We start from the raw sequence: 26,555 nt of genomic DNA, 5'->3' as shown, positions 1-26,555 counted from the left end.
GCTGGCGGCCGCCTGTCTGGAGGTCCGCCTAAGCTTCGGCGCGCCTGTCTGGTGACGTGGCTGCCTCGACGCCCTTCAGGTCATGCTCCATGGCGGCGCCCAGTTCTTCCAGGCACTTGAGAACCTGTTTACTCGCCTTGTCCAGATCGACCAGCGCTTCGAACGCGCCGGTGGAATGCCCCTGTTCCGCTGCGCTCAGAGCACGATGCCCGGCATCGTGCACGGCCCTGTGCGGTTTTTCGAGGTTCCTGAATGTGTGGTGAGATCTGATCTTCGCGTTCTTGATGCCATCATACCACTTGCCCAGACGGCAACCCAGATGATCCGGCATTTCCGAAGACGACCATTCGTCGTGACCCGTGACTGTGTCCACAACCCGTTTCTTGAAAAGCATATGGTCGATCCGGGCCATTTCCAGCACAGACCTGTCGGATTGGGCATCATGGAATGACCCGGCAACCTCACTGAGCTGGTCGTTGCTGGTCGTCAGGCTTTGCTGCATGTTCCGCAACTGATTGTCTGTGTTCTGGTTGGACGCGGCAACCTTGGACACGTTCCGGGCGATTTCGTGGCTGGCCTCCTTTTGCTGATGCAGGATGTCGGTGATCTGGGAAACCCTCTCCGAGACCGCGCCGACCATGCCGTCGATTGACCGCATGATCTCGTTGGCGGAGCCGATTGCCTCTTCGCCATTCTTGATGGCTCCCTCGGAACTCTTCATCGCGCTCTGGATGGTCTCCATGCCGGACGCCAGCGCCTCGATGCGCTGTGCGATGTCTTCGGTTGCCTTGCCGGTTTGCGAGGCAAGGGTTTTGACCTCCGAGGCCACAACGGCAAAGCCCTTGCCGGCCTCGCCTGCGCGCGCGGCCTCGATCGTGGCATTGAGTGCCAGCAGATTGGTCTGATCGGCGATCGACTGGATTACAGAAAGAAATTCGCTGATCTGGGAAGCTGCTTCGCTGAGATCCGCGAGGCTCTGGGAGGTTTCCCGGGACGTTGACGATATGTCCCCGATGGCCTGGGACACGGCGGACATTCTCGACATGCCGTCTTTGGCGGCCGTGTTGGTCTGTTGAGCCTCTTGGGCGGCACCTTCACTGTTTTCGGAAATCTGACCGATTGATGTCACCAGCTCATCGGCAGCGGCGGAAATCGACTGACCATTTTCATTGGCCTCCCGGGTGTTGCGGGAAAGCAGAGCCATGGCCAGGACTAGCTCGTTCAGCCCGCAGATCGTATCCGCAGTTGTCCGCAGGTTGCCAAGGGCAGCGGATTTGCTCTCGCCGATCTGCTCCAGGCGGCGCTGTTCGGCTTCGAAGGCCCGTTGCGCCAGGATCATGTCGAGGAAGAAACGCGTGACAACGGCTTGCAGGGCTTCGATCAATGCGCGTTGTGAAAACCTGTTTTTCCTGACCAGTTGCGGCAGTGTGTCGTTGAGCAAGCGGCCAAAGGCCGTCATCAGCCATTCTGCCTTCAATCCGATACGGACGTGTGCCTGGCCGATACGGGCAGCCTGATCCTCGAATTTCTGGTCGGGGTCATTGTTGAAGATGTAGTTCCAATGGCTGCTTTGGGCGTTCTTCAAGGAAGAAGGGTTCTTTTCGTGCTTGCCCATCTTCTGGCGAAGCTCATCTTGAGCAAGCAGGTCTTCGTAGAAGCGGTCAAGAATGCCGGGAAGGGAGGATTCCAGCATTTTCCAGGCTTTTTGCGCAGAAGCCGTGCTGCCACCGGAACCGGTCATGAACTGAAGATATTTGGATACATTGGCGGACTGGGCAGGTGTTTTCTGGGCAGGGGCGCTCATAGTGCTCGAACTCGCATGGCGGATGAAAGATCAGGAGGAAATTTCACAAATATTGTAAAAAAGGGCTAATAACCTCCTGCACAAAGCGTCCGTAGTAATACGAATGACGTTGCGTCTCGGCCCGGGCAACACCGGTTATCGGACAGGTACAGCCGTTCCGGCGCCGATCGGTTGCTGCTCGCTGAAATCCGCCGGGTCGGCTCTGAGGCTCCACTCGACGATCTCCGGTCCCAGTTCCTCAAGTCCGGGGAGAGGGCCGGGCGCGCTGTCCAACGCGGTCTCGGGCAGATCGGTCAGCCATTCCGACTGCCATTTGCCGATCTTCTTGTCCCTGGCGATAGCGGCGAGTTCCACAATGTCGGCCGGTGCGGTCTCGGCGGGATCCGCCCAGCCGTAGCGGACCAGACGCCTTCCCAGGTCGAATGTGCCCCGGCTGCACGTGGCGAGGATCTGCTGTGGACCGGTTTCCTCGATCTTGTCGCAAGTCACCTTGAACTGGCGCACCAATCCGCGCAGGAATGTTCGCGCGCGGGCGCCGCAGGGCCAGGTGCCGCCCAGGCGGGACAGGCAGGTCTCGTCCGCCTTCAGGGGCTTGATATGCGCGAGTGTGACCGTGAGACGGTCCGAGCGGATCCGGCCACCGTCCAGCACCTGTACGCGCATCAGTTCGAGCGGCCCGTCGGGAATCGGTTCGACCGGCGGATCCTTGAGTTCCTGATAGCGTTTTGACGGTTCGACGCGCTTCAGGCTGCCGTCCACAATGGGCGCCGACACGCCGTCCGGCGACACATTGCGGATATCGTCGGGCAGGGGAGCGCCGACAGGGCCCGGTGTGTCGCCCGCGCGAACGCCGCTCCCATCGGCTTGCGCCGGCAATGCGGCCAGTGTGCCGGCCGGCGCAGGCGTCTGGTCCCGAACCGGTTCGGGAGGATCGGCAAGCAACAGCCAGCCGACCAGACCGCCGCTGGCGGTCAGAACAAGGGCAGGGACCAAGAGCGGCCGAAGTTTCATTTCCGCGTCACTCGCATTTTCCGGATGTCCGGATAATAAGCGCTCCGGAGGCAAATGCCGAGTGTCCGGCGCATGCCGAATTGCGCTTGTCCCCGACTGCGCGCCCGATCCCGTTGCGGGCGGCCTGCCGGGCTCTCCCGGCAGGGAGGATTTCCGGGGCGAAAGTGCTGTCAAAGCCGGACCTGGGACAGCCGCAGGCTTGTTCCTGCGGTCCCTGATGAGTAGTGTCCGCACCGGCCGGTCGGCGCGCGGCGTCGCGGCCAGGGTCAGTATCAGGATCAGCAGGGACCGGGACGAGCAGATGACATTGATATTCAAGATTGTACCGCGGTCACTTTGGCAGACGGCTGTCGATCACGGAGTTTTCCCGGGTGCCCCGGTCGATCTTGCGGATGGGTTCATACACTTCTCCACGGCCGAACAGGCACGCGAAACCGCGTCGAAACACTTTGCCGGACAATCCGACCTGCTGCTGGCGGCATTCGACGCGGAAAGTCTCGGGGAGGCGCTGAAGTGGGAGCCCTCCCGTGGCGGTGCCCTGTTTCCGCACCTTTACGGTAAACTTGCCCCCGCAGCGGCGCTCTGGGTCCGGGAGCTGCCACTTGCGCCCGACGGCACGCACACTTTCCCGGAGCTCGATCAATGACACTGGCCTGGCTCGAAGCGACCGCTTTGAAGGGACTGCACTGTCTGGACGCGGAAACGGCGCATCGGATGACCATCCTGGCGTTGAAATCCGGGGTGCTGCCTGCCCGGCGCCCTGTTTCGGACCCTCGTCTCAACGTCAGGCTCTGGGATCTGGACTTTCCCAATCCGCTCGGCATGGCCGCCGGTTTCGACAAGGACGGCGAAGTTCCGGACGCGTTGCTGAACCTGGGGTTCGGCTTTACGGAAATCGGTTCCGTCACGCCGATGCCGCAACCCGGAAATCCGCGGCCGCGCGTCTTTCGGCTGAGCGTCCATCAGGGCGTCATCAACCGGTTCGGTTTCAACAGTGAGGGCCTCGCGGCCCTGCGCGCGCGCCTGGACCGGCGCAAGGGGGCCAAAGGCGTCGTCGGGATCAACGTGGGCGCCAACAAGGAGGCCGTCGACCGCAACGCCGATTATGTTTCCGGCATTCACGCATTTGCGGACATCGCCTCCTATTTCACCGTGAATATTTCCTCGCCCAATACGCCGGGCTTGCGTGACCTGCAGGCACGTTCAGCCCTGGCCGAACTCCTGAGCGGGGTCATCGAGGCGCGGGACGCATGCGCTAAAACCCAGGGACGGCACGTGCCGGTCCTTCTCAAGATCGCACCCGATGTGACGGATGCGGATCTCAAGGACATCGTCGAGGAAGTGCTTTTGAAAAATGTCGACGGTCTGATCGTCTCCAACACGACCATCAGCCGGGACGCGCTTGGCGCGGGCGGTGAAACATTTGAAGCCGGTGGCCTGTCAGGCCGGCCCCTGTTCCGGAAATCGACGATCGTGCTTGCCAGAGCCCGGAAACTGGCCGGGCCGGACCTGCCGATCATAGGCGTCGGGGGTATCGACAGTGCGGACACGGCCTGGACCAAGTTCACGGCGGGAGCGGATCTGGTGCAGCTTTACTCCGCTCTGGTGTTCAAGGGGCCGGCGCTCGTCAGCGAGATCCTGACCGGCCTGGGCGCGAAGCTGGATGCGCACGGCCTGACATCCCTGCGCGAGGCTCGCGACAGCACTGTAGAGGCCTGGGCATCGGAAACGGCATAGCCGGTCAAGCGAAGGTCTCGGCGGTCCGCCGCGGACAGGCGGCCAGCAGAGTGAGACCGCGTATTCCGAAAAACAACAGGAAGGCAAGCCAGAGGCCGTGGTTGCCCAGGACCGGAAAAAGGCTGTAGTAGGCCGCCAGGTATATGGCGAGTGACAGCAGCATCATGTTGCGCATGGTCGATGACCATGTGGCCCCGATGAAGATGCCGTCCATCTGGAAGGCAAGCACACCGCAAAGAGGTGCGAGCGCCGCCCAGACAAGATATGTTTCCGCTTCGTGGCGAACTTCGGGCGCGGTTGTCATGAATGCGATCACGGCCGGACCGAACATCCAGAAGGCAACAGCGAGGATGCCGGCCAATGAAAAGCTCCACAGCGCAGTCAATTTCAAGGTCCGGTCGAAGGCCGGACGATAGCGTGCACCCACGGCCCGCCCTGCGAGTTGTTCCGCTGCGGTCGCAAGGCCGTCCAGAAAGAAGGCGGCCACCATGACGAACTTCTCCAGCAGCGCGTTCGATGCCAGCATGATGTCGCTCTGGTCCGCGGATCGGGCAATGAAAAAGGCAAAGGCGTAGAGAAGGATAAAGGACCGGATCATGATATCGCGGTTGAGGACCATCAACCGCAGCAGCAGTTTTCGCTCGAGGATGACAGCCAGACCTGGCCAGGAGCCTCCCCTGGCGCAGTACAGCACGAGCATCCCGCCCAGAAGCGCGGCCGCGATCTCGCTGATCACCGTGGCCAGGGCGGCACCTTCGACGCTCCAGTCCAGAACGATCACGAACGCGATGCTGAGAACGATGTTGAGCCCGTTCAAAAAGAGCTGCAGGGCAAGACCGGTGCCCGCTCTTCCAAGACCGATGAACCAGCCCAGGATCGCATAGTTGGCCAGCAGAAACGGCGCGCTGTAAACGCGCACGTCAAAATACCGCGTCGTGGCCGACTGAACCTCCGGACCGCCGCCCAGAAACCAGAGACCGGCTTGCAGAAGGGGTACCTGGCAGGCGATCACAAGCAACCCGCCGCCAAGGGCGATGACCAATGCGTGCATCAACGCTGCCCTGATCGCCACCTCGTCGCGGCCACCAACTGCCTGCGCGGTCAGCCCTGTGGTGCCGGAGCGCAGAAAATTGAACGAGGTGAAGACGAGATCGAAGATGATCCCGCCAAGGGCGATCCCGCCGAGCAGTGCCGCATCTCCCAGCCGGCCGATCACCGCCATGTCGACGACGCCCAGCAGGGGCGTCGACAGATAGGCAAGGGTCATGGGAACGGCAATGGCCAGGACCGACCGGTGTGTGACGGCGAAGGCCAGGTTGTCAGGGGCGGTGATGGCAGGGCGCTGGGACATGACGGGGCCGTGTGGACGATTTGGTGCGGGGATCGGGCGATGAAGGCCGCGTCCTTGGGATGAGACTGGAGGCTTCCAACCGGGCCGGCTTTTGGTGAGTGACCGATCTTCTTGTCCAGCTTGGTGCTCACGTCAATCTTTTTTGCGGCATACCCCCTATACACCGGCGCCCGCGCCGGCCGAAAAGGCGATACCGGAAAAGGATGGCGCGGGGCCGCGGGTCTCCTATATTCTCGCCAATGACCCTGCCCATCGTCCATCATCCGGCCTATTGCGCCGATCTGCCCGCCAACCACCGGTTTCCGATGGACAAGTTCCGGGCGGTCGCGGACCTGATCCGCGCGGAGGGCCTGCTGAACGGCGGCAGCTTTTACCGGCCGCGGCCCGCGCCCTTCGAATGGGTCGCCCTTGCGCATGATTCTGCTTATGTGGACCAGGTGTTCAACGGAACCATCCCTGAAAAGATTGTCCGGGAAATCGGGTTTCCGATGCGCGAGGATATTGCGCTACGTGCCCGCTGCGCGACCGGCGGCACGGTTCTGACCTGCTATCTGGCTTTGGAACAGGGGATCGCATGCAACACGGCCGGCGGCAGTCATCATGCCCGAAAGGCGCATGGTGCCGGGTTCTGTGTTTTCAACGACGTTGCGGTTGCGGTCCGGGTCTTGCAGGCGGACGGGGCCATCGGCACGGCGCTGATCATCGATCTCGATGTGCATCAGGGCGACGGCACCGCCGATATTTTCCAGGGAGATCCGGACATCTTCACGTTTTCGATGCACTCGCAGAAGAATTATCCGGTCCGCAAGATCCCGTCGCATCTTGATATGGGCCTGCCTGACGCGACCGGAGACGTGGTCTATCTGCAAAAGCTCGCGGAGATCCTCCCGGCGCTGCTGAAACAACGGCCCTGGGACCTTGTCGTCTATAACGCAGGAGTTGATCCCTATGAGCGTGACCGGCTGGGTCGTCTCGCGCTGACGCGCGAAGGGCTGCGCTTGCGCGACCGCTTCGTGATCGAGACGGTTTTGGCAGCGGATGTGCCGTTGGCAGGTGTGCTGGGTGGTGGCTATTCAACGGATATCGATGAACTCGCAGATCGACACCTGACGCTGCATCGAAGTGCCAGCGCCGTCTCTGCGGAGAAGTCAAAGGGACAGGGGAGGATTTCTTTTCCGCACCCGGCGCCGGGCTGAGCGAGCCACTGGCGGGGTGAGGTCTTTCGGCAAAGGTGTGACCCGGCCATTAGACAATCACCTCCGAAAGGACGGTCGTTATGCCGCCGGTGGAGACGTTGATCCCGGGGCCGGAGTAAGCCGCCGGCGATGCCTGCTCGGACATCGGGGGGGCGGTTTCAAGGGCGCGTTCCAGTTCAGGGTCGTTCAGTGCCCTGTCACCTGCTGTCATGTTGTCACGGACATCCTTGAGTGCCTTGTGCGCGTCCTCATCATCGTCTTCGGCAAGTCTCTCCAGCTGGTCAGCCAACATCTTTATGTCCCGCGCTATTTTTCTCAACTCTTCGCGCTGGGTTTTCAAAGTCTCAACCTGCCCGGACTGATGAGCCTTGTCCGCTTCTTCCTGGCGATCCGCATAGGTTTGAATCGCGGCTGTCAGGTCCGCCTGCCAGCCGGCGTTTTCATCCTGCGCGTCTTGTTCGCCAGGTATGGTCTCACTGGAAGTTTGGGCGGCCCCGCCCTCTTCCTCTGGCGGTGTGTTTGCCGGCAGGTGTCCGGTTGTTGTGACGGGAGCCCCGGTCGAAGCGGTCGCTGCGGTCGTTTCTGAAACTGCCGTTGCTGGATTGACGACTGCGCCGGCGCTCGCTGTGGCAGTGTCGACATGTCCGGTGGCGCTTGCTGCTATTGTCGAGACGGAGCTTCCCCCAGCCAGCGCACTGCCGGCCTTCGCAAGGCCCTGGGCAGCGGATTTGAACTCCTTGGAGATCTGATTGAGTTCCTTGAGCAGCCGCTCCGCCTGCTCGGGAGATGCGAAGCGAAGCATCTCCTTGAGCTGTTCAATACGTTGCTTGATCTGGGAGATCTTCTGGCTGCGCATCGAATCCTGGTTGTTCTCGACCGACCTGGCCAGGCTGCTGGTGAGTTCGACGGATTCCTTGTAGCTGTCGAAAAGTGATTGCGCGGCTTCTTCTGTGTCAGAGCCTATGGTCGTGATGAGAGTCTCGGCTGTTGACAGCTTATTGGAAAGATTGAAGTTCTCCTGTCCGGAGCGAAAAGGGAATTTTTGGAAATTTGCCGAGTTCAGGAGAGAGGAGACGGACATTGCCAGCCCAATGCAGATGGGAACGGGGGCGTTCAGTATCTCTTTAGAATGGTTAACGGGATCTTAATTTCGCGATCTGGTTGCAGCTGCGGTCCGTCGGCAATCCAGGTCTACCGCTGACGTCCCATCGCCAGAAGACGCATGATCAGCCAGATCGGCAGCACCACGATCGCACCGATGACGAGATAATTGCCAAGCCGGCCGAGGGCATGAAAGCCCATGTTCCACAGGCGTTCGACAAAATCGACGGCCATGTGCACCAGATCGAGCGGATCCAGGTTGAGCGCCGCCAGGATGATCCCCACGACAAACGACAGGAACACGAGCCGCAGCACCACCTGGGCGGGAGAGCCTCCCAAAAATCGGCTCAGGCCGGTGTCGGACATGCGTTGCTCCTGAAAATGTGTATTGCGTCACGCTGACAATTAGGAGCGATCGGCTGCAATTGCAATGCGCAGCGGAGCCGCCGGCTTGCCGGCACAGGGTCTTCGGACACGATTGTCACTTCGTGACTTGTGCCTCGGTCTCTTTGGATGCTGCGGGTTCACCGGTTCCGCAGTCGGCGTAGGAGGACCGGTCGCGCACTTTTTTCGGCGAAACGCCAAACCATGTCTTCACGGCGCGCGAGAAGGTGCTCAATTCGGAGAACCCCAGCAAATAGGCGATTTCCTTCATCGGTATATCCGTTCCACGCAGGTATCTTTCTGCGACGGAGCGGCGAATTTCCTCGCTGAGTTTCCTGAAACTCGTGCCTTCCTTCTCCAGCAGACGCTGCACCGCGCGCTGCGACATGCCGAGCTTCGAGGCGATCTGTGGCAGTGTGCAGGCGCCGTTGGCAAGGTTCGAGGTCACTTCGTTGGCAATTCTGGAGAGGGGCTGCTCGTTCTGTCCGAACCGGTCGAGTTCCTCGTTCGCCGCTTTCAGGATGATCTCGTAAAGGTGGGCATCATTTCGATACAGGGGCCGGGACAGCAGCCCGATCGGAATCCGGATGCGGTTGTGCGGCATCCCGAACTTGAGGCGGCTCTGATACTTTCTCTGGAAGTTCGAGGTGCACGTGGGCGGCGCGGTCGCCAGTTCGATCGTGATCGGCGGCACCTTCATGGCCAGGGCATGCTCAAGCTGCTGCGACGCCCAGCCGATCCGAGCGAACATGTTCTGGCGCCATTGGCCACGGCCCTCCAGGACCGGCCATTCGACATAGCCGCCGCTGGCGTCTTCCTCGAAGATGATCTGGTAGGCGTTGGTGCGGATGGAGGAGAACCTGACCCAGGCCTGGCAGGCCTCTCTCAGGGAAGGGGCGCAGGCGAACAGGTAATCGAATATGGAAAAACAGCCGATATCGACGGTGTTGAACAGGTCGAACATGGCTGCGTCGTCGCCGAGTGCCTCGGCCACATGCTCGAAGACGGCGTGCCAGGCGGTGACGGGAACAGTTCCCTGTGGGTCGTCGAGGCTGTCGAGATCGAAATTGTACATGCGCGCCATGGCCAGCCAGTCCAAATCAGCGTTTGGACAAATGTCGCGCAACACACGGAATACATCCGATCGCGCCCACTCGCCTTCAAGCGGCATTCCTGTCTCCAGCCAGACCGTGCACAATTATTTTTTGAAACTTTGCAAGACAAGTCAGCCGGGATCAAGTTTTGTCGTAAATTGCTAACAAGAATCCCGAAAAGATAGGTAATTATACGAGTGTTGCCTCCATCAGGAGGCAACACTGTCGGCAAACTCAGGCGGCGTCCCTTGCAGCGTCATCCGCCTTTGGCGGGAATTTGCCGTAGAAAGACGCGTTTTCCTTCGCCATGTCCCGGAGCAGCTTGTTGGGCTTGAAGCGCGGGCCCCATTTACGGGTGAACTTCCGGCACAGCTCCATGAAGGCCGGCGTGCCCATCATGTCGATATAGCTGAGCGTGCCACCGGTATAGGGGGCAAAGCCGAAACCGAGGATCGACCCGACATCGGCTTCCCGGACGTTGGTCAGGCATTTTTCCTCGAAGATGCGGACGGTTTCCAGCGCCTGCATCACCAGAAGCCGCTGCTTCAGTTCCTCGATGTTGAAGCTTTCGGCCGGCTTTGGCTGTCCGGTCACATCCGGAATTCCGGGCCAAAGGCTCTTGTCCTTGCCTTTGTAGTCGTAGAACCCCTTGCCGTTCTTTCGGCCGAAGCGTTCCTGCTTGACGACCATTTCCTCAAGGATGTTGTCGAGCGGTCCTTCCACGTATTTGACGCCGAGATCCTTGCGGGTCGCCGAGACGATCTTCCACGCCAGGTCCAGGGCGACTTCGTCGCCAAGCGAGAGCGGTCCGACCGGCATTCCGGCCATCCTGCCCGCGTTCTCGATCATGGCTGCCGGCACGCCGTCCGCCAGCATCATCAGGCCCTCGCGGATATAGGTCATCACGACGCGGGACGTGTAGAAGCCGCGGCTGTCATTGACGACGATCGGGGTCTTCCTGATCGCCTTGATGTAATCGAGCGCCATGGCGAGCGCCCGGTCGGACGTGCGCTTGCCGAGGATCACCTCCACCAGCATCATCTTGTCGACCGGCGAGAAGAAGTGGATGCCGATAAAGTTTTTCGGGCGTTTGGAGGCCTGGGCGAGCGACGTGATCGGCAGTGTCGAGGTGTTGGAGGCGAAGATCGCGCGCGATTTCATCACCGCCTCGGCTTTTTCCGTCACCGTCTTCTTGATCTCGCGATCCTCGAACACGGCCTCGATCACCAGATCGCAATCGGCAAGCGCGTCATAGTCGGCGGTCGCGTTGATTTTCGAGAGCAGCTTTTCCTTCTGCTCTTCATTGGCGCGGCCACGCTTGACGGCCTTGGTGATCAGCTCTTCGGAATGGGCCTTGCCCTTGTCGGCCGCCTCCTGGTCCCGGTCGATCAGAACGACGTCGATGCCGGCCTGCGCCGTGACGAAGGCGATGCCTGCGCCCATGAAACCGGCGCCCAGAATGCCGATTTTCCTGATCTTGTTCGGCCGCTGATCCTGCGGGCGGCGGGCAAGCTTGTTCAGCTCCTGCATGGAGACGAACAGCGAGCGGATCATGTTGGCCGCTTCCGGGGTCTGCAGCACCTTGGCGAAATAGCGGCTTTCGACCTGAAGGGCCAGATCCATCGGCAGTTGCAGGCCCTCGACGACCGAATGCAGCAGGTAGCGCGCGCCGGGATAATTGTCGTGGGTCTCGCGGCGGTAGATCGCATTGGCAGCGGGCCAGAACTGGAACCCGGCCGGGGAATAGACCTTGCCGCCCGGCAGTTTGTAGCCCTTCTTGTCCCAGTCCTTGACCGGGTCGAGACCGGCTTTCAGCATCTTCTTGGCGCTTGCCACAAGTTTGCGGGACCCGGTGACCTCATCCACCAGCTTCATCTGTTTGGCTTGCGGTGCCCGCAGGGTCCGGCCCTGAAGCAGGAATTGCATGCCCTGCTGGCCATCGGTCATGCGCATGACCCGCTGGGTACCGCCGGCGCCCGGAAACAAACCCACCTTCACTTCCGGCAGGCCCATCTTGAGGCCTTCGTCGACCACACGGCCGTGGCACGCAAGTGCCAGCTCGGTGCCGCCGCCCATGCAGGTGCCGGCAACGGCGGCAACGAAGGGTTTGCCGCAGGTTTCCAGCTTGCGGTAGATCTGCGACAGCTTGCGGGACCCGTCGAACAGCGCCTTTGCGGCGGCCTCTGCATCATCGCCCCGTTTGCCATGGAAGTCCTTCAAGAGGCCTTCCAGCATGGTCAGGTCGGCCCCGCCCGAAAAGGCGGACTTGCCGGAGATGATCACGGCGCCCTTGATGGCATCGTCGCCGGCGACCCGGTCGACCAGGGCGTCGAGTTCTTCCATCACGGACAGGTCGATGACGTTCATCGACTTTTCCGGCATGTCCCAGGTGATCAGGGCGAAACCGTCCTCGTCGGTCTCGATGGTGAAATTCTTGTAGCTCATCTGAAAAATCCTCCGTCGTGTCGGGGGCGGCCGCGGAGGCGCCTGCCCGACCGGTTGCGCAATGCCGTTACACGCGCTCGATGATGGTGGCCGTGCCCATGCCGGCCCCGATGCACAAGGTGACCAGGGCGGTGCTGAGATCGCGGCGTTCCAGTTCGTCCAGAACCGTTCCCAGGATCATCGCGCCGGTTGCCCCGAGCGGATGACCGAGAGCGATCGCGCCGCCGTTGACGTTGACCGTTTCCGGATCGAGGTCGAAGGCCTGCTGGTAGCGCAGCACCACCGAGGCAAAGGCCTCGTTGATCTCGATGAGGTCGATGTCCTGCATCTCCATCTTTGCGTTCTTCAGCAGCTTTTGCGTGACATCCACGGGACCGGTCAGCATCAGCGCCGGCTCGGAGCCGATGTTGGCGAAGGCCTTGATGCGCGCACGCGCTTTCAGGCCGCTGGACCGCCCTGCGGCGCTGGAGCCGATCAGGACCGCGGCGGCCCCGTCGACTATTCCCGAGGAATTGCCGGCATGGTGGACGTGCCGGATTGCCTCGACTTCCGGATGCGCCTGGATGCCGACGGCGTCGAAGCCGCCCATGTTGCCCATCATCTCGAAGGAGGGGTTGAGCGAGGCGAGGGACTGCATGTCGGTTTCCGGACGCATGTGCTCGTCGCGGTCCAGGATGGTGATGCCGTTGATGTCCTTCACCGGCACCACGGACCCGGCGAACCGGCCTTCTTTCCAGGATTTGCCCGCACGTTTCTGGCTCTCCACCGCATAGGCATCGCAATCGTCGCGGGAGAAGCCGTATTTTGTGGCGATCAGGTCGGCGGACACGCCCTGCGGCATGAAGTAGGAGGGGATCGCGACTTGCGGCTCGATCGGCCAGGCACCGCCCGATGCCCCGAGGCCCACACGGCTCATGCTCTCCACGCCGCCGGCGACGACCAGCTTGTGCTGTCCGGCCATGACCTGCGCCGAAGCCATGTTGACCGCGTCGAGCCCGGAGGCGCAGAAGCGGTTGATCTGCATGCCCGGAACCGAGGTCGCGTAATCCGCTGCGAACACGGCCGCGCGGGCAATGTCGCCGCCGGCCTCGCCGACCGGATCGACACAGCCCAGAACGACATCGTCGATCCTGGCGGTGTCGAGGCCGTTGCGGTCGCGGATAGCTTCCAGCGTGGTGGCGGCAAGCCGGACGGCGGGCACTTCGTGCAGCGCCCCGTCCTTCTTGCCGCGTCCGCGCGGGGTGCGCACGTGATCGTAAATATAGGCTTCGGGCATCAGATCCTCCTCTAGATCAGATCAGCCTCATTTGGCGTCCGGCAACGGATGGCCGGGCATGAGGTCATAGGGGTGTTTCCATCCGGGCAGGGACTTGATCCGGTCCAGCCAGGCGGTCACGTTCGGGTAGGGGGCCATGTCGATGCCGAGCTCGCCGTCGTAGAAGAGATAGCTGCTGAGCGAGATATCGGCGATTGTCGGTTTCGGCCCGATGGCAAAATCAGTGGCGGCGAAATGCTTGTTCAGGATCGCAAGCGCAGCGTTCGAGCGGCCGTCCAGAAACTTGGTAACATCGTTCTCGCCGGTCTTGGCCAATGTTCTCATGAACCGCAGCGGACCGATCAGTCCGGAGACCTTCTGGTTGTCAAAGATGGTCCAGCGCAGGATCTCGCGGCGCTCATCGTCATTGTCCCAGCCGAACTTGCCGAATTTCCCGAACAGGTAATCCATGATGACGGCGGACTGGGTCAGGATCCGGTCGCCTTCCACCAGAACCGGCACTTCGCCCATCTCGTTCAACGTGCTGCGGAACGCTTCCGAACGGGTTTCACCGTTGAAGAAGTCGACCCATTTCGGCTCCCAGTCGGCACCGCACAGCTCCAGCATGAGCGCTGCCTTGTAGGAATGCCCCGACTGGGCCATGCAGTGAAGAACGTATTCAGCCATAATTTGATATCTCCCTGGCAAATCGAATCCGGAGCAACACTACAGTGGCCGGACCGGGGATGCGCGGGTTAGTTTTCCTCCGGAGCGGGGATCCGGCGGACGTGCATCAGAAAGCGTCCGCGCCGACCGACATCATGGTGTCCGAACCGCTGGAGATCCGGGCGAGGTGGGCCGAGGTTTCCGGCAGGGTGCGCTCCATGAAGAAGGTGCCGAAGGCCAGTTTGTTTTCGAACCAGTCGGCCTTTCCGCCTGCATCTTCCGCCAGCTTTGCCTTGATGGTGCGGGCCATTCTCGCCCACATGTAGCCGAGCGCCGTCAGGCCGAAGAGATGCATGTAGTCGGTGGACCCTGCGCCGGCGTTGTCCGGGTTTTTCATGGCGTTGTTCATGAACCACATGGTGGCTGCCTGAAGATCGTCCATGGCTTTCTTCAAGGGGCCGGTAAACGCTGCAAGCTCCTTGTCGTCCTTGTTTTCCTTCAGGAAGGTGTTGACCTCATTGAAGAAACTCATGATGGCGCGGCCGCCGTTGGCGGGCAGCTTCCGGCCGACCAGATCCAGTGCCTGAATGCCGTTGGCGCCCTCGTAGATCATGGCGATGCGGGCATCGCGCACGAACTGCTCCATGCCCCATTCGCCGATATAGCCGTGACCGCCGTACATCTGCTGGGCGTTGACCGCATTGGCAAATCCGGTGTCGGTCAGGACACCCTTCAGGACCGGTGTCATCAGGCCCATCATGTCGTCGGAAAACTGCCGGGATTTTTCATCGTCCGAGCGATGCGACACGTCGCCGTGCAGCGCTGTCCAGATGACCAGCGCACGCGCGGCCTCGTTGAACGCGCGGATGGACATCAGTGTCCGGCGCACATCGGGATGCACGATGATCGGATCGGCCAGCTTGTCGGGGCTCTTGGGGCCCGTCAGCGACCGGCCCTGCAGGCGGTCCTTCGCATAGGTGACCGCGTTCTGATAGGCGACTTCGGACTGGGACAGACCCTGGACGGCGACGCCCAGGCGCGCCTCGTTCATCATGATGAACATGGCCTTGAGGCCCTTGTTCTCCTCGCCGACAAGCCAGCCGGTGGCATCGTCGAAGTTCATCACGCAAGTGGCGTTGCCGTGAATGCCCATCTTGTGCTCGATCGAGCCGCAGGAGACGCCGTTGGCGTCACCGGCCGTTCCGTCACTGGCGACCTGATTGCGCGGAACCACGAACAGCGAAATGCCCTTTGTGCCCTCCGGAGCGCCCTCGATCCGGGCGAGCACCAGATGAATGATGTTCTCCGCAAGGTCATGTTCGCCGGCCGAGATGAAGATCTTGGTGCCGGTGATCCTGTAGGAGCCGTCGGCTTGCGGGACCGCCTTGGTGCGGATGAGGCCGAGATCCGTGCCGCAATGGGGCTCCGTCAGGTTCATGGTTCCAGTCCACGTGCCCGCGATCATGTTCGGCAGGAAAGTCTTTTTCAGATCTTCCGACGCGTGGGTCGTGAGCGCGGCAACCGCGCCCGCGGTCAGGCCGGGATACATCGCAAAGGCCATGTTGGCCGAAGACGCGAATTCGTTGACGACAGTTGCCAGCGTATGCGGCAGGCCCTGGCCACCGTAGTCGGGATGCGCCGCCAGTGTGCCCCAGCCGTTTTCGCAAAATGCCTGGTAGGCCTTCCGGAATCCATCTGGCGTCGTCACGGTGCCGTCGTCATTGCGGACACAGCCTTTCCTGTCGCCGCTCTGGTTCAACGGCTGCAGGACCTCTTCGGCGAACTTGCCGCCCTCGCGCAGGATCGCCTCGACCAGATCGAGCGGGGCATCGGAGAAGCCCGGCAGGTCGGCATAGCGGTCGTAGCCGAAGACATCTTTCAACAGAAACAGCGTGTCGTCGACGGGCGCGGAATAGCTCGGCATGGAAGTCCTCCCAGATCTGCCTGTTCATGGCGCCTTACGTTTCCGTAAACGTAAGCTTGAAGCTCCTGTATACGCGTGATGAATTTGTCCGGCAAGTGGTTTCCCAAGGGAAGGGATGCCAAAAAAATACGTCCAAAACATGCTTTTGGGAATGAATCCGTGTCACCAGTCGCATGAATCCGTGACCTGGAGACGAAAAAACCGCCACCCGGGGGTGACGGTCAAAGCTGTGCGCAACGGTCGTGAAACCGGATCAGGCCTCTTCGGCTTCTTTCTGCTTCAGCATTCCGGACACGATCTCGACGGTGCGGGACAGTTCCTCGATGGCCTGTTCGATGTCCTTGCGCTGGACTTCGAGGACGGCAATCTGTTCGTTGAACTTGGACAGCGCCACCCGCAGCTGGGTGACCTGGCCGTCGCGCAGATCGTAGAGGTCGAGCATGTCGCGGATCTCGGAGAGGGAAAAGCCGACCCGCTTGCCCATCAGCACCAGTTTCAACCGGGCGCGGTCGCGGCGATTGTAGATGCGGTTGAGGCCATCGCGCTTGGGGTTCAGCAGGCCCTTGTCCTCATAGAACCGCAGCGTGCGCAGAGTGCAGCCGAATTCCTTGGCAAGGTCGCCGATGCCGAACTGGGTCTTCTTGGTGCTGTCGTCGGACGCGGACACCACGTCCACGAGGTCGTCTTCGTTGAGAATTGAAAGCGCTTCGCTCATAGCAGTTGGTACTCGTTTTCCAGCCGTTATCCGGCTCATCATTGATATTGTCGGTGTGTCGAAACCCGCTCCCGGGAACATGCCTCCGGAGCGATCACAGCAATTGCGGTCTGGTGCAATGTGGCCCAGCCGGTTTCTTGCGCACTGTGTAGCTTACGTTTGCGTTAACGTCCAGTCACGCTGGGGCAACCCGGGAAAAAAACGTTAACAACGCCCCTGGGCGATTCGCGTCCAAGTTTGCTTGTGAACAGCGAAACCAGCCTCAAAACAACTGGTTTTTGCATTTGGCAAGGCCGATTAACGGCCTGTTTACCCTAAGTCGACAAAGTCTTTCAAAACGCTGCGCCAGTCCTTTCGAGGGCAGAATTCGGGTGCAGACTTTCCATCAGCGGTCCGAAAGACCGTCAGTCCAGGGTCATGAGATGCCGGCTTGGAAGAAACACGAGGCAGGACGCCGCGGCCGCGATGCGTTTGAAAGCGACGGGTTTTACGACGCGCCACGCCGTGAACCTGCGCACAATCGTATCGAACGGCTGACACGCACGGCGACGGCGCTCGGTGGCCACGACCGGTATCCGCAAGAGGGTGGTGACGACGATCTGGACGCAGTCGCGGACGAACTGGACCGGCTGCTGGCGGATCAGGACGGACCGGTCGCCCGGCAGTCGTCACCGCGGCGGCGCGACACGCGCCGGGAAGCGGGCGTCGATGAGGTCATGGGCGCGCTGGACCGGCTGGACGAGCAGGTACAGGGGCTCGCCGGATACGACGACCGCCGTGCGCCGCACAGGGCCGCGCCCCGTCACAGGCCTGGCCGCTATGCCGTCGATGACCTGCCTGAAGACGAGTATTATTCCGAGGACGAGGAAGACGACGGCTACGGTTATGGTTCCGGCTATGATTCTGGCAGCGAATTTGTTTCCGCGCCGCCTCCCGGCCGTCGGGGCGGGCGCGATGCCCGTGCGAACCGGGAGACCCCTGCACACCTCTACAAGGACCTCGGCCGCCGCATCGATGCTCTGAGAGCACCGCAGGAACAGGCATTCGGCCAGGTGCGCGAAGAGATCGGTTCCCTGCGCGATGCCCTTGGCGGACTGTCGCGTGGAACCAGCGAGACCGTCGGCAGGCAGAACACGGAGCTGCGCCGTCTGTCGGACATGGTCGAACGGCTGCGCAAGGACAAGAAGAACGACCTGTTGGCCAGGGACATCCGCAAGGAAGTCGCCGAGCTCAAGGACATGGTCGGCCGCACCAACGTGGAAGGGGCGCTGCAGACGCTGGAACATGGCTATTCCCATATCCTTCAGCGCCTCGACGAATTGTCGCGTGCCTCGGTGGACCCCAGGGTCCTGCGCAGTGTCACCGCGCGCCTCGGCGAGATCGAGGAAGCCTTTGCCGTCCTGCCGCGCTCCGAGCACATGGTGGTTCTGGAAGACCGCGTGGTCAGCATTGCCGAACGTATGGAAGAACTTCTGCAGCGCAAGGGGCACGCCGACATCGAGCCGCTGCGTGCCGAATTGCGCGAAGTCCGCGGCTTTGTCGAGCAGATCGACATCAAGGGTCTCGTCGAGGGCATCGACGACCGCATGAAGTTCGTGTCCAGCCGCCTCGACGATCTGGAGGTGCTGGCCCGCGAGCAACGCGGTCTCGACACGCGCCTGTCGGCGATGGAAGAGCGCATGCCGGAGCCGGAGACGATTTCCCGGCTGCAGGGCAGGCTTGAGGATATTGTCGGCATGATGGCCGACGACCGGGCCGCCCCGGTCCCCCACGACCAGATCAGTCAGGTCGACAGCCGCCTTGACGAGATTGTCGACCGCCTGGAACGCATGGAGCGGACACCGCCGCTGCCGTCGGGCGAGGCCGGTGCCTTCGAGGCGCTGGAAAAACGGCTTGAAACGATTTCGGACAAGATCGACGCGATCGAGAAGAAGTCGTCGCGGCCGGTCCCTGTCCTCGATGCGGCGGCGATGCGCGCGGGCGGCGGCCAGGACAGCGCCTTCCTCAGCCAGCTTCAGGAGCGTTTGAACGAACTGACCGCTCGTCTGGATCAGCCTCAGGACACGGTGACCACGTCGGATCTGGACAAGCTGCGCAAGGAAATCGGTTCCATGCGGGCCAGTGTGGCCGGGCCGGGCTCCACCGAAGCCCTCGAACAGCGCATCGCGGATCTGGCCCAGGTCGTGTCGAAGGGCGCCGAAGCCACCGATGACGGCCGGTTCGAGCAATTGGGCGCGAAGGTTTCCGCCCTGGCGGATCAGATCGAGAACACCTCCACGACTGTCTTCAGCGCCGATCAGCTGTCGCCTTTCTTCGAGCGGATTGAAAAAGGGCTGGAGCAGACGCGCGCCGATGTGACGGACATCGCCCGGAAGGCCGCGCAGGAAGCTGTCGCCAACGCCCCGGGCCCGAAAAGCAGCCGGTATGACAAGACCATCAACGAGCTTCAGGGTGACCTGAAGCGATTGCTGGATGCCGCGGAAGGCAGCGAGGAACGGACCCTCAATACCTTTGACGGCGTCAAGTCCGTTCTGGGCTCCCTGACCGAACGGCTGGACCATCTGGAGCGGGGCGACATGCCCGGCATGGCCGCGTCCGCGCCGATGGCTCCGGCGGCAAGTTTCTCCCCGCTCAAGGTCGAAGAGCCTGCGCCGCTGTTCGGCCGGGCGCAAAATGCCGACAAGGTCGATCGGGCAGCGGGCGAGGGAAATCTCGACGGCGCCGGGCTCTCCGAAGACAGGGCGCGCGACCGGAAGGCGGACTTCATCGCTGCGGCGCGCCGGGCAGCGCAGGCAGCCTCCGCGGAAGCGGCCCAGCTGGAAAAGCATCGCAAACCCGAAAGCGACCCCTCGGCTGCAGACGAAGAGCGCGGCAAGGAGCGTGTCGGCTGGCTGCGGAACGTCCTCAGGCGGGACAAATCCGCAGCGGTGGCGGACGACGGAGACGATGCGGCCACCGGTCCGGATCTGGAACCGGAAGACATCTCGGATCGAAATTTCGAAGCCCAGGACACCACGGTTCTGCCGGGTGACCGCCCGGCGCCCGAAGCTCCCCAGGCATCCGGTGGCCGGCGCCGCGCCATCCTTTACACCGCTGCGGCCGTCGTCCTGCTGTTGGGGACACTTCAGGTGGTCCGGCTGACGTCGACGGGTGGGGAAGAGGCAGACCAGCTTGCCTCGGTCTCTCAGGAGACACAGGACACCGGTGAGGTCTTGCCGGTGACGGACCCTGCTGAAACCACGGCTCCCGCCCAGGGCGCTCCTGCCGATCTGGCCGAGAACCGCAACGCGGCCGCATTCGTATCTGGCGCATCTGGCGCAAATGACGCAAGTGACGCTGGCGGTGCAAGCGTTGCTGGCGCAGCTCCGGTTCAGGCTCCAGCCTCGGCCATGGCCACGGGTCCGGTGCGGCCTGCCACCGCCACCGGCGTGGCCCCGATTGCGCCTGCCGCCACAACCGATCCTGCCCCCCGGACGGAGACTGTTCAAACGGCCGCCGCCTCCGGTCCGGCGACGCCGGAAACGGATCTGGCGTTTTCGCCGCCCTCACCGATCCCGGGCGGGTTTGGCGTCCCCCCGGTCGACAGCGCCGGCGGGTTCAAGGCACCGGAGACCGGTGATGCCACCTCCAGCCTGCTTGCCAGCCTGCCGCCGGAAGGTGTCGGCCCGATGGCGCTGCGCAGCGCGGCGGCCGGCGGCAATCCCGCGGCCGAGTTCCTGGTCGGTGTGAAATACACCGAGGGCAGCGGCGTGCCGGCGGATCTTTCCAAGGCGGCCGTCTGGTATCAGAAGGCGGCCGACAAGGGGCTCGCGCCGGCTCAGTACCGGCTGGCAAGCCTTTATGAGAAGGGCCGGGGTGTCGAAAAGGACCTGCCCAGGGCCAAGGCCTGGTATTCAAAGGCCGCCGAAGCGGGCAATGCAAAGGCCATGCACAATCTTGCGGTGATCTTCGCCGAGGGCGGCGGCGGGCAACCCGACTATGCTGCCGCGGCGAAGTGGTTCGAGGCGGCCGCGAATTTCGGCGTCAAGGACAGCCTGTTCAACCTCGGCATTCTCTATGCCGGCGGCATCGGCGTCGACAAGGATCTGGTCGCCAGCTACAAGTGGTTCGCGATTGCCGCCGACCAGGGCGATCCGGAAGCGGCCAAGCGGCGTGACGACGTGGCCAACATGATGGATCAGGCAACGCTGGCAAATGCCCGGCTTGCTGTCGAGCAGTTCGCGCTGAAGACACCCGATCCAGCCGCCAACAAGGTCACCATGGAACCGGGCTGGGCCGACAGCGCCTCGTTGCCGGCGGAGAAGGTGGCGATCAAGGCGGTCGACAACACCGCGATGATACGCGATGCCCAGGACAAGCTGAATTATCTCGGATTCGAGACCGGCACACCGGACGGCCAGATGGGGCCGCGGACCAGCAGTGCCATCCGCGCGTTTCAGCGCAGCCTTGGCCTTCCCGAGACCGGCCTGGTCGACAGGCAACTGCTGGACGAACTCAAGAGCCAGGCGATCTGACACATAATACCAACCTCGACAAATAAGAACCCATCTGATGGGCCTGTTCCGGCCCGCCAGACGGCGTTGCACCGCTTGAACGGCCAACCAGGCCGTCCTGCGCAGCGCGCCTGGCCGGCAAATAGCAACAGTGCCATCAGATGGGTTCTTATTTGTTGAGATTGGTATAACGGCCGTGTGGCGACCGAAATGCGCCCATCCGAACCGGACGGGTCCGCAGACAGGTTGACACACCGGTCCGCACGGGTCTTTAACCATTTCAAGTTAGGCTTTTCGCAGTCTTGTCCGCAGTCAGTTCCGGCGTGATCCTGTGCAATTATACCTGCCCATTGCCGAGTTACCGGTCAATATCTTTGTGATATTTGGCATGGGCGGCGCCGTGGGGTTCCTGTCCGGGCTCTTCGGCATCGGCGGCGGTTTTCTTCTGACCCCTCTTCTGATCTTCTCCGGAATTCCCCCGGCGGTCTCCGTGGCGACCGTCACGACCCAGGTGGTCGCCTCGTCCGCTTCGGCGGTCGTCAGCTACTGGCGGCGAAAGGCGATCGACCTGAAACTGGCGACGATCCTGCTGGCGGGCGGCGTGTTCGGCTCGCTCATCGGCGTCGTGCTGTTCGACGTGCTGCAGGCGGCGGGCCAGCTCGATCTGGTGATCTCGCTGTCCTATGTCACCTTCCTGGGCGCGATCGGCGGGCTGATGCTGTTCGAGTCCATTCGTGCCATCCGCAGGCGCAAGTCCGGTGTGCCGCCGAAGGCCCGCAAGCCCGGCCAGCACAACTGGATTCACGGACTGCCGCTGAAGGTCCGGTTCCGCCGCTCGAAACTCTATGTCAGTGTCATTCCGGTCGTCGGTCTGGGGGCCATTATTGGTTTCCTGGGAACCATCCTGGGCATCGGCGGCGGCTTCATGATGGTACCGGCGCTGATTTACCTGCTCAGGGTGCCGACCAGCATCGTCATCGGCACCTCCCTGTTCCAGATCCTGTTCACCATGGCAGCGGCCACGGTGTTCCATGCCATGGGAACGAAGACCGTCGATATCGTCCTGGCGATGACGCTTATGATCGGCGGTGTCATCGGCGCGCAATTCGGTGCCCGCATGGGCCAGAACCTGCGCGGTGACCAGTTGCGCCTGCTGTTGGCCATGCTTGTGCTGGGGGTCGGGCTGCGCTTTGCCATCGACCTGCTTCTGGTTCCCGATGACTTCTATTCCATCGCCGTGCGCAAGGGGGCCGGACTGTGATCCGCGCCGCTTTCCTCCTATGCGCCATGCTGGCCGTCACCGGAGCGTCCGCCCAGGGGCGGCAGACGCTTGACCTGGTGACCGCGCTGTCCTCCGACGTGATTTCGATCCAGTCGAATTTCACCGGCACGGAAATCGTCATCTTCGGTCAGGCAACCAACATTGAGCGTCAGCCGAACGATCCCAGCGGCTACGAACTGGCCATCGTCGTGGAGGGCCCGCCGCAGGACATCACGACCCGCCGCAAGGGGCGATTTCTCGGTGTCTGGGTGAACCGCGAGGCGGAACGCTTCCAGAATGTTCCCTCCTTCTACGCGGTCGCCAGTTCCGTCGATATCGGCCGGATGGCAAGCCGCACGGTTCTGGACGATCTCGGGATCGGCCTCAACCATATCAACCTGGCGGTCTCTGGCGTTTCCAACGTGGCGCTGGCCGACCGGGACGATTTCCGCAAGGCCTTTATCCGGTTGCGCAGGCAAACCGGGCTCTATTCGGAGCAGCAGACCTCGATCGAATTCCTGACCGACACCATGTTTCGGACCAAGATTCCACTGCCGGCGAACATTCCCGTCGGCGACTACAAGGTGAAGAGTTTCCTGTTTCATCATGGCGAGGTGCTGTCGCAGACCGAACAGACCCTGGCCGTTGCCAAGACGGGTTTCGAGCAGATCACCTTCGAACTCGCTCAGAATTATCCGCTCGTCTACGGAATTCTCGCCGTCGGCCTCGCGATTTTCACAGGCTGGCTGGCCGGGGTGATCTTCCGCAAGGATTGACCGGATGTCTTTTGCGTAACGGCATTCCAGTCTGTCCTCCTCCTCGAGGGGCGGCCGGACGAGAGGGGGTCAGGGAAAGGGCTTTCGGCTGCCGGAGCGCTCAGTCCCCGACGAGCCGGGACGCCGTGAACGGGAACAGCCGGTCGTTGCCGAGCATGAAGACGGAAAACTGCCGGCGGCGGAAGATCATGCTGTAGGCCTCGTGGGTGACATTGAGACCACCCGTCAGCGCGCCGAAAGCCGGCAGGACCAGGCGGCTGCCGTCGGTGACGAAGCAGGCCCTGCGAATGGAGCGTCCGAACCGGCGCACGCGCGCCGCCGGATGCAGATGACCGCAGATTTCACCGGCGGATTCCGAAGAGCCGACTTTCTCGACCGGTTCATGGCGAAAGGTCAGCGGACCGATCTTGATCTCGTCGACAGTGATGCCGCACAGGCGCACCGGAGCGACCGGGTCATGGTTGCCGGTGACCCAGATCCACTCGCGGCCGAGCTGCAGGGTCGTCAGCATTGCCCGGTAGGGCGCGGGTAGCCGGTCGGATCCGTCCGGATCGTGGAAGCTGTCGCCGAGGCAGATGACCGTGGCCGGATCGAAGGCGTCGATCACGCCGGCCAGTTTCTCGAGCGTGGCACCGGTGTCATAGGGGGGCAGCATGACGCCGCGGCGCGCGTAGCTGGAGCCCTTTTCCAGATGCAGATCGGCAACCACAAGGATGGACTGGTCCGGCCACCACAGCACGCCGCTGTCATGCAGGCCGATCAACTGGCCGTTGATCTGAATGTCGTGACACACCGGCGCAGCCGCGAATTTGCGCATGTGCGACATCAGGGCACTCATTCCATGGCCTCCAGTACCAGTTCTTCTGCCGCCTCTGCCAAAAGCGTATCGATTGCCTCTCCGTAGACCGGTTCTTTGCCAATTTCCAGAAGGATGGGCACGGCGAGGGGCGAGACGTGTAAAAGTTGAGTATGCGTGATTCGTCCCCGAATCCGTGCAAGAAGTTCCCCAAGCCGCGAGATATCCAGAAGTCCTTCGGCGGCGTCGTTCCAGGTGGCTTTCAAGAGAATGTGGTCTGGCTCATGGGCGCGCAGCACGTCGTAGATCAGGTCCGAGGACACGGTCACCTGCCGGCCCGTCTTCTCCAGCCCCGGATGGCGGCGCTCTATCAGTCCGGCGATCACCGCGCAATTGCGGAATGTCCGCTTCATCAGGCTGGAGTCCGCGAGCCAGGCATCCAGGTCATCCCCCAGTATGTCTTGCTCGAACAACCGGTCGAGCTGAATGCGGCCGGAGGAAAACAGCAGCGACAGGTCGCCGAGACCCCATATGGACAGCGCGTAGTCATTGGCCACGAAGCCGAGCGGGCGGGCCCCCATGCGTTCCAGGCGCCGGGTCAGCAGCATGCCGAGGGTCTGATGCGCCAGTCGGCCCTCGAACGGATAACAGACCATGTAATTCTTGTTCGCCCGCGGAAAGGTCTCCACCAGAAGGCCGTCCTTCGCCGGCAGGACCGACTTGTCTCGCTGGAGTTCCAGCCAGTCCCGGACCTGTTCCGGTAGAGCCGCCCAGGAGGATGGTGTCGCCAGCATCGTTCTGACGCCTTCGGCGAGATAGGTCGACAGCGGAAACTTGCCACCCATGTAGGACGGGATCATCGGGTTGTCGGATTTCGAGCGCGAGACATAGGCTTCGCTCTCTCGAAGTCCCTCGAAGCGCACCACTTCACCGCCGAACAGAAACGTGTCGCCCGGGGCCAGTTGCTCGATGAAATACTCCTCGATCTCGCCGAGCAAACGTCCGCCGCGGCCCACGGGTGTCCTGCGCCCGTCCGCCTTGGAGCGGACCAGCCGCACCTTCAGCATCGGCGCTTCGACGATGGTGCCGACATTGAGCCGGTATTGCTGCGCGATCTTCGGGTGGGAGATGCGCCAGAGCCCGTCCTTGCCCTTACGCAGCCTGGCGTACTGGTCGTAGCTCTTCAGCGCATAGCCGCCGGTCGCAACGAAATCGAGCACCTTCTCGAACGTCTCCCAGTCGAGATGCCGATAGGTTTCCGAGGACCGGATCTCGTCGAAGGTGGCGAGCGCATCGAGCGGATCGGCGCAGGCGAGGCCGAGCAGATGCTGGGCCAGCACGTCGAGCGCGCCCTTGCGCAGCGGCGGCGTGTCCTGCTCACCGCGTCTGGAGGCCGCGAGCGCCGCCTGGCATTCCAGCACCTCGAACCTGTTGGAAGGGATCAGGACCGCCTTGGACGGTTCGTCCATGCGGTGGTTGGCGCGGCCGATCCGCTGCGCCAGCCGGCTCGCGCCCTTCGGCGCGCCGATGTTGATCACCAGGTCGATGTCGCCCCAGTCGATGCCCATGTCGAGTGAGGACGTGGCCACGACCGCCCGCAAGGATCCCGAAGCCATCGCCGCTTCCACCCGGCGCCGCTGGCCGACATCGAGCGAGCCGTGATGGAGCGCGATCGGCAGCGTGTCCTCGTTGATCCGCCAGAGCTCCTGAAACACCATCTCCGCCTGGCTGCGCGTGTTGACGAACAGCAGCGAGACATTGTGCGCCTGGATCTGCCGGTACATGTCGCCGATGGCATAGCGCGAAGAGTGCCCGGACCAGGGCAGGCGGGCTTCGCTGTCCAGGATCGAAATGTCCGGCTGCGCCCCGCCCGCGACCTCGACGACATGGGAAAACGCGCGGGCTCCGGGATCGGGCTGGTTCACAAGATAGGCCCTGAGGTCGTCGGGTTCGGCAACGGTCGCCGACAGGCCGACGGTTCTAAGGTCCGGCGCCAGTTTGCGCAGCCGGGCCAGCCCGAGCGCCAGCAGGTCTCCGCGCTTGGAACGTCACCAGCGCATGAAGTTCGTCGAGAATGACGGTACGCAGCGAGGCGAACAGACGGGCCGAGGCCGGGTCCGACAGGAGCAGGGCGATCTGCTCGGGCGTCGTCATGAGAATGTCCGGCGGGTTCAGCTTCTGCCGCTGACGCTTGTGCGACGGCGTGTCTCCGGTGCGGGTTTCCAGCCTGACCGGAAGGTCCATTTCGGACACCGGGGCTTCCAGGTTGCGCGCGATATCGACGGCGAGAGCCTTCAGCGGGGAGATATAGAGCGTGTGAATGCCGTTGCCGGCCGCGCCGGGCTTGCGCTTGCCGCGTTTTTCCAGCTCGACAAGGCTCGGCAGGAACCCGGCCAGCGTCTTGCCTGCGCCTGTCGGAGCGATCAGGAGCGTGGAATGACCTAGAGAAAGATGATCGATCAGTTCAAGCTGATGGGCACGTGGATCCCATCCCCGCGCGGCGAACCAGGTCTGAAACTTTTCGGGAAGCAGTGCAGCGGCCATGG

The 26,555-nt window shown here is 62.4% G+C and carries 18 protein-coding genes and 1 pseudogene; 6 read left to right on the top strand and 13 right to left on the bottom strand.

Features of this window, described 5'->3' with window-relative positions:
• Nucleotides 1-28: 28 nt before the first annotated feature.
• Complete coding sequence (locus AC0VX3_RS21525) at nt 29-1,804, bottom strand: methyl-accepting chemotaxis protein (RefSeq protein WP_475522230.1); 1,776 nt, start codon at nt 1,802-1,804, stop codon at nt 29-31.
• 135 nt (nt 1,805-1,939) lie between these two features.
• Nucleotides 1,940-2,815 carry a thermonuclease family protein gene (locus tag AC0VX3_RS21520; RefSeq protein ID WP_475522229.1) on the bottom strand — a complete coding sequence of 292 codons (876 nt, stop codon included), beginning with the start codon at nt 2,813-2,815 and terminating at the stop codon, nt 1,940-1,942.
• A 301-nt stretch (nt 2,816-3,116) separates the two neighbouring features.
• On the opposite strand from AC0VX3_RS21520, the gene AC0VX3_RS21515 reads away from it, so the two are divergent.
• Nucleotides 3,117-3,461 (top strand): DUF952 domain-containing protein, encoded by a 345-nt coding sequence (locus AC0VX3_RS21515; RefSeq protein WP_475525226.1) that lies wholly within the window; start codon nt 3,117-3,119, stop codon nt 3,459-3,461.
• Nucleotides 3,458-4,552: a quinone-dependent dihydroorotate dehydrogenase gene (locus tag AC0VX3_RS21510; RefSeq protein ID WP_475522228.1), complete on the top strand. Its 1,095-nt coding sequence runs from the start codon at nt 3,458-3,460 to the stop codon at nt 4,550-4,552. The genes AC0VX3_RS21515 and AC0VX3_RS21510 overlap by 4 nt, the downstream gene beginning before the upstream one ends.
• Before the next feature lie 4 nt (nt 4,553-4,556).
• Here AC0VX3_RS21510 and AC0VX3_RS21505 read toward each other — a convergent pair whose 3' ends face one another.
• Nucleotides 4,557-5,903 carry an MATE family efflux transporter gene (locus tag AC0VX3_RS21505; RefSeq protein WP_475522227.1) on the bottom strand — a complete coding sequence of 449 codons (1,347 nt, stop codon included), beginning with the start codon at nt 5,901-5,903 and terminating at the stop codon, nt 4,557-4,559.
• Between the two features lie 239 nt (nt 5,904-6,142).
• Here AC0VX3_RS21505 and AC0VX3_RS21500 point away from each other — a divergent pair, with 239 nt between their 5' ends.
• Nucleotides 6,143-7,099: a histone deacetylase family protein gene (locus AC0VX3_RS21500; RefSeq protein WP_475522226.1), complete on the top strand. Its 957-nt coding sequence runs from the start codon at nt 6,143-6,145 to the stop codon at nt 7,097-7,099.
• Between the two features lie 49 nt (nt 7,100-7,148).
• Here AC0VX3_RS21500 and AC0VX3_RS21495 read toward each other — a convergent pair whose 3' ends face one another.
• From AC0VX3_RS21495 to AC0VX3_RS21460, 8 genes are all read right to left on the bottom strand, one after another.
• A complete protein-coding gene (locus AC0VX3_RS21495) occupies nt 7,149-8,180 on the bottom strand; it encodes a hypothetical protein (protein WP_475522225.1) in 1,032 nt (343 codons plus the stop codon).
• A 110-nt stretch (nt 8,181-8,290) separates the two neighbouring features.
• Nucleotides 8,291-8,566: a DUF6460 domain-containing protein gene (locus tag AC0VX3_RS21490; RefSeq protein WP_342894492.1), complete on the bottom strand. Its 276-nt coding sequence runs from the start codon at nt 8,564-8,566 to the stop codon at nt 8,291-8,293.
• Between the two features lie 115 nt (nt 8,567-8,681).
• Entirely contained in the window at nt 8,682-9,668 is a 987-nt protein-coding gene (locus AC0VX3_RS21485; RefSeq protein WP_475522224.1) for an AraC family transcriptional regulator, read from the bottom strand.
• Nucleotides 9,669-9,912: 244 nt separating this feature from the next.
• Nucleotides 9,913-12,123, bottom strand: a complete 2,211-nt coding sequence (locus AC0VX3_RS21480) for a 3-hydroxyacyl-CoA dehydrogenase NAD-binding domain-containing protein (RefSeq protein WP_475522223.1) — start codon at nt 12,121-12,123, stop codon at nt 9,913-9,915.
• Nucleotides 12,124-12,190: 67 nt separating this feature from the next.
• Complete coding sequence (locus AC0VX3_RS21475) at nt 12,191-13,399, bottom strand: acetyl-CoA C-acetyltransferase (protein ID WP_475522222.1); 1,209 nt, start codon at nt 13,397-13,399, stop codon at nt 12,191-12,193.
• Between the two features lie 27 nt (nt 13,400-13,426).
• Nucleotides 13,427-14,065 (bottom strand): glutathione S-transferase family protein, encoded by a 639-nt coding sequence (locus tag AC0VX3_RS21470; RefSeq protein ID WP_342894496.1) that lies wholly within the window; start codon nt 14,063-14,065, stop codon nt 13,427-13,429.
• A gap of 106 nt (nt 14,066-14,171) precedes the next feature.
• Nucleotides 14,172-15,968: an acyl-CoA dehydrogenase C-terminal domain-containing protein gene (locus tag AC0VX3_RS21465; protein ID WP_475522221.1), complete on the bottom strand. Its 1,797-nt coding sequence runs from the start codon at nt 15,966-15,968 to the stop codon at nt 14,172-14,174.
• A 253-nt stretch (nt 15,969-16,221) separates the two neighbouring features.
• On the bottom strand, nt 16,222-16,683 hold the full coding sequence (locus tag AC0VX3_RS21460; protein ID WP_342894498.1) for a MerR family transcriptional regulator: 462 nt from the start codon (nt 16,681-16,683) through the stop codon (nt 16,222-16,224).
• A gap of 422 nt (nt 16,684-17,105) precedes the next feature.
• On the opposite strand from AC0VX3_RS21460, the gene AC0VX3_RS21455 reads away from it, so the two are divergent.
• From AC0VX3_RS21455 to AC0VX3_RS21445, 3 genes are all read left to right on the top strand, one after another.
• Entirely contained in the window at nt 17,106-21,197 is a 4,092-nt protein-coding gene (locus tag AC0VX3_RS21455; protein WP_475522220.1) for a peptidoglycan-binding protein, read from the top strand.
• A 310-nt stretch (nt 21,198-21,507) separates the two neighbouring features.
• Nucleotides 21,508-22,437 (top strand): sulfite exporter TauE/SafE family protein, encoded by a 930-nt coding sequence (locus AC0VX3_RS21450; protein ID WP_342894500.1) that lies wholly within the window; start codon nt 21,508-21,510, stop codon nt 22,435-22,437.
• Nucleotides 22,434-23,213: a TIGR02186 family protein gene (locus AC0VX3_RS21445; protein WP_475522219.1), complete on the top strand. Its 780-nt coding sequence runs from the start codon at nt 22,434-22,436 to the stop codon at nt 23,211-23,213. The genes AC0VX3_RS21450 and AC0VX3_RS21445 overlap by 4 nt, the downstream gene beginning before the upstream one ends.
• A gap of 100 nt (nt 23,214-23,313) precedes the next feature.
• Here AC0VX3_RS21445 and pdeM read toward each other — a convergent pair whose 3' ends face one another.
• On the bottom strand, nt 23,314-24,051 hold the full coding sequence (gene pdeM / locus AC0VX3_RS21440) for a ligase-associated DNA damage response endonuclease PdeM (RefSeq protein WP_475522218.1): 738 nt from the start codon (nt 24,049-24,051) through the stop codon (nt 23,314-23,316).
• A pseudogene (locus AC0VX3_RS21435) lies at nt 24,048-26,553 on the bottom strand (ligase-associated DNA damage response DEXH box helicase). The gene pdeM and the pseudogene AC0VX3_RS21435 overlap by 4 nt, the downstream one beginning before the upstream one ends.
• Nucleotides 26,554-26,555: the final 2 nt, after the last annotated feature.

Source organism: Roseibium sp. QJM3NY_11 (assembly GCF_056173175.1).
This window is presented reverse-complemented; position numbering and strand designations above follow the sequence as displayed.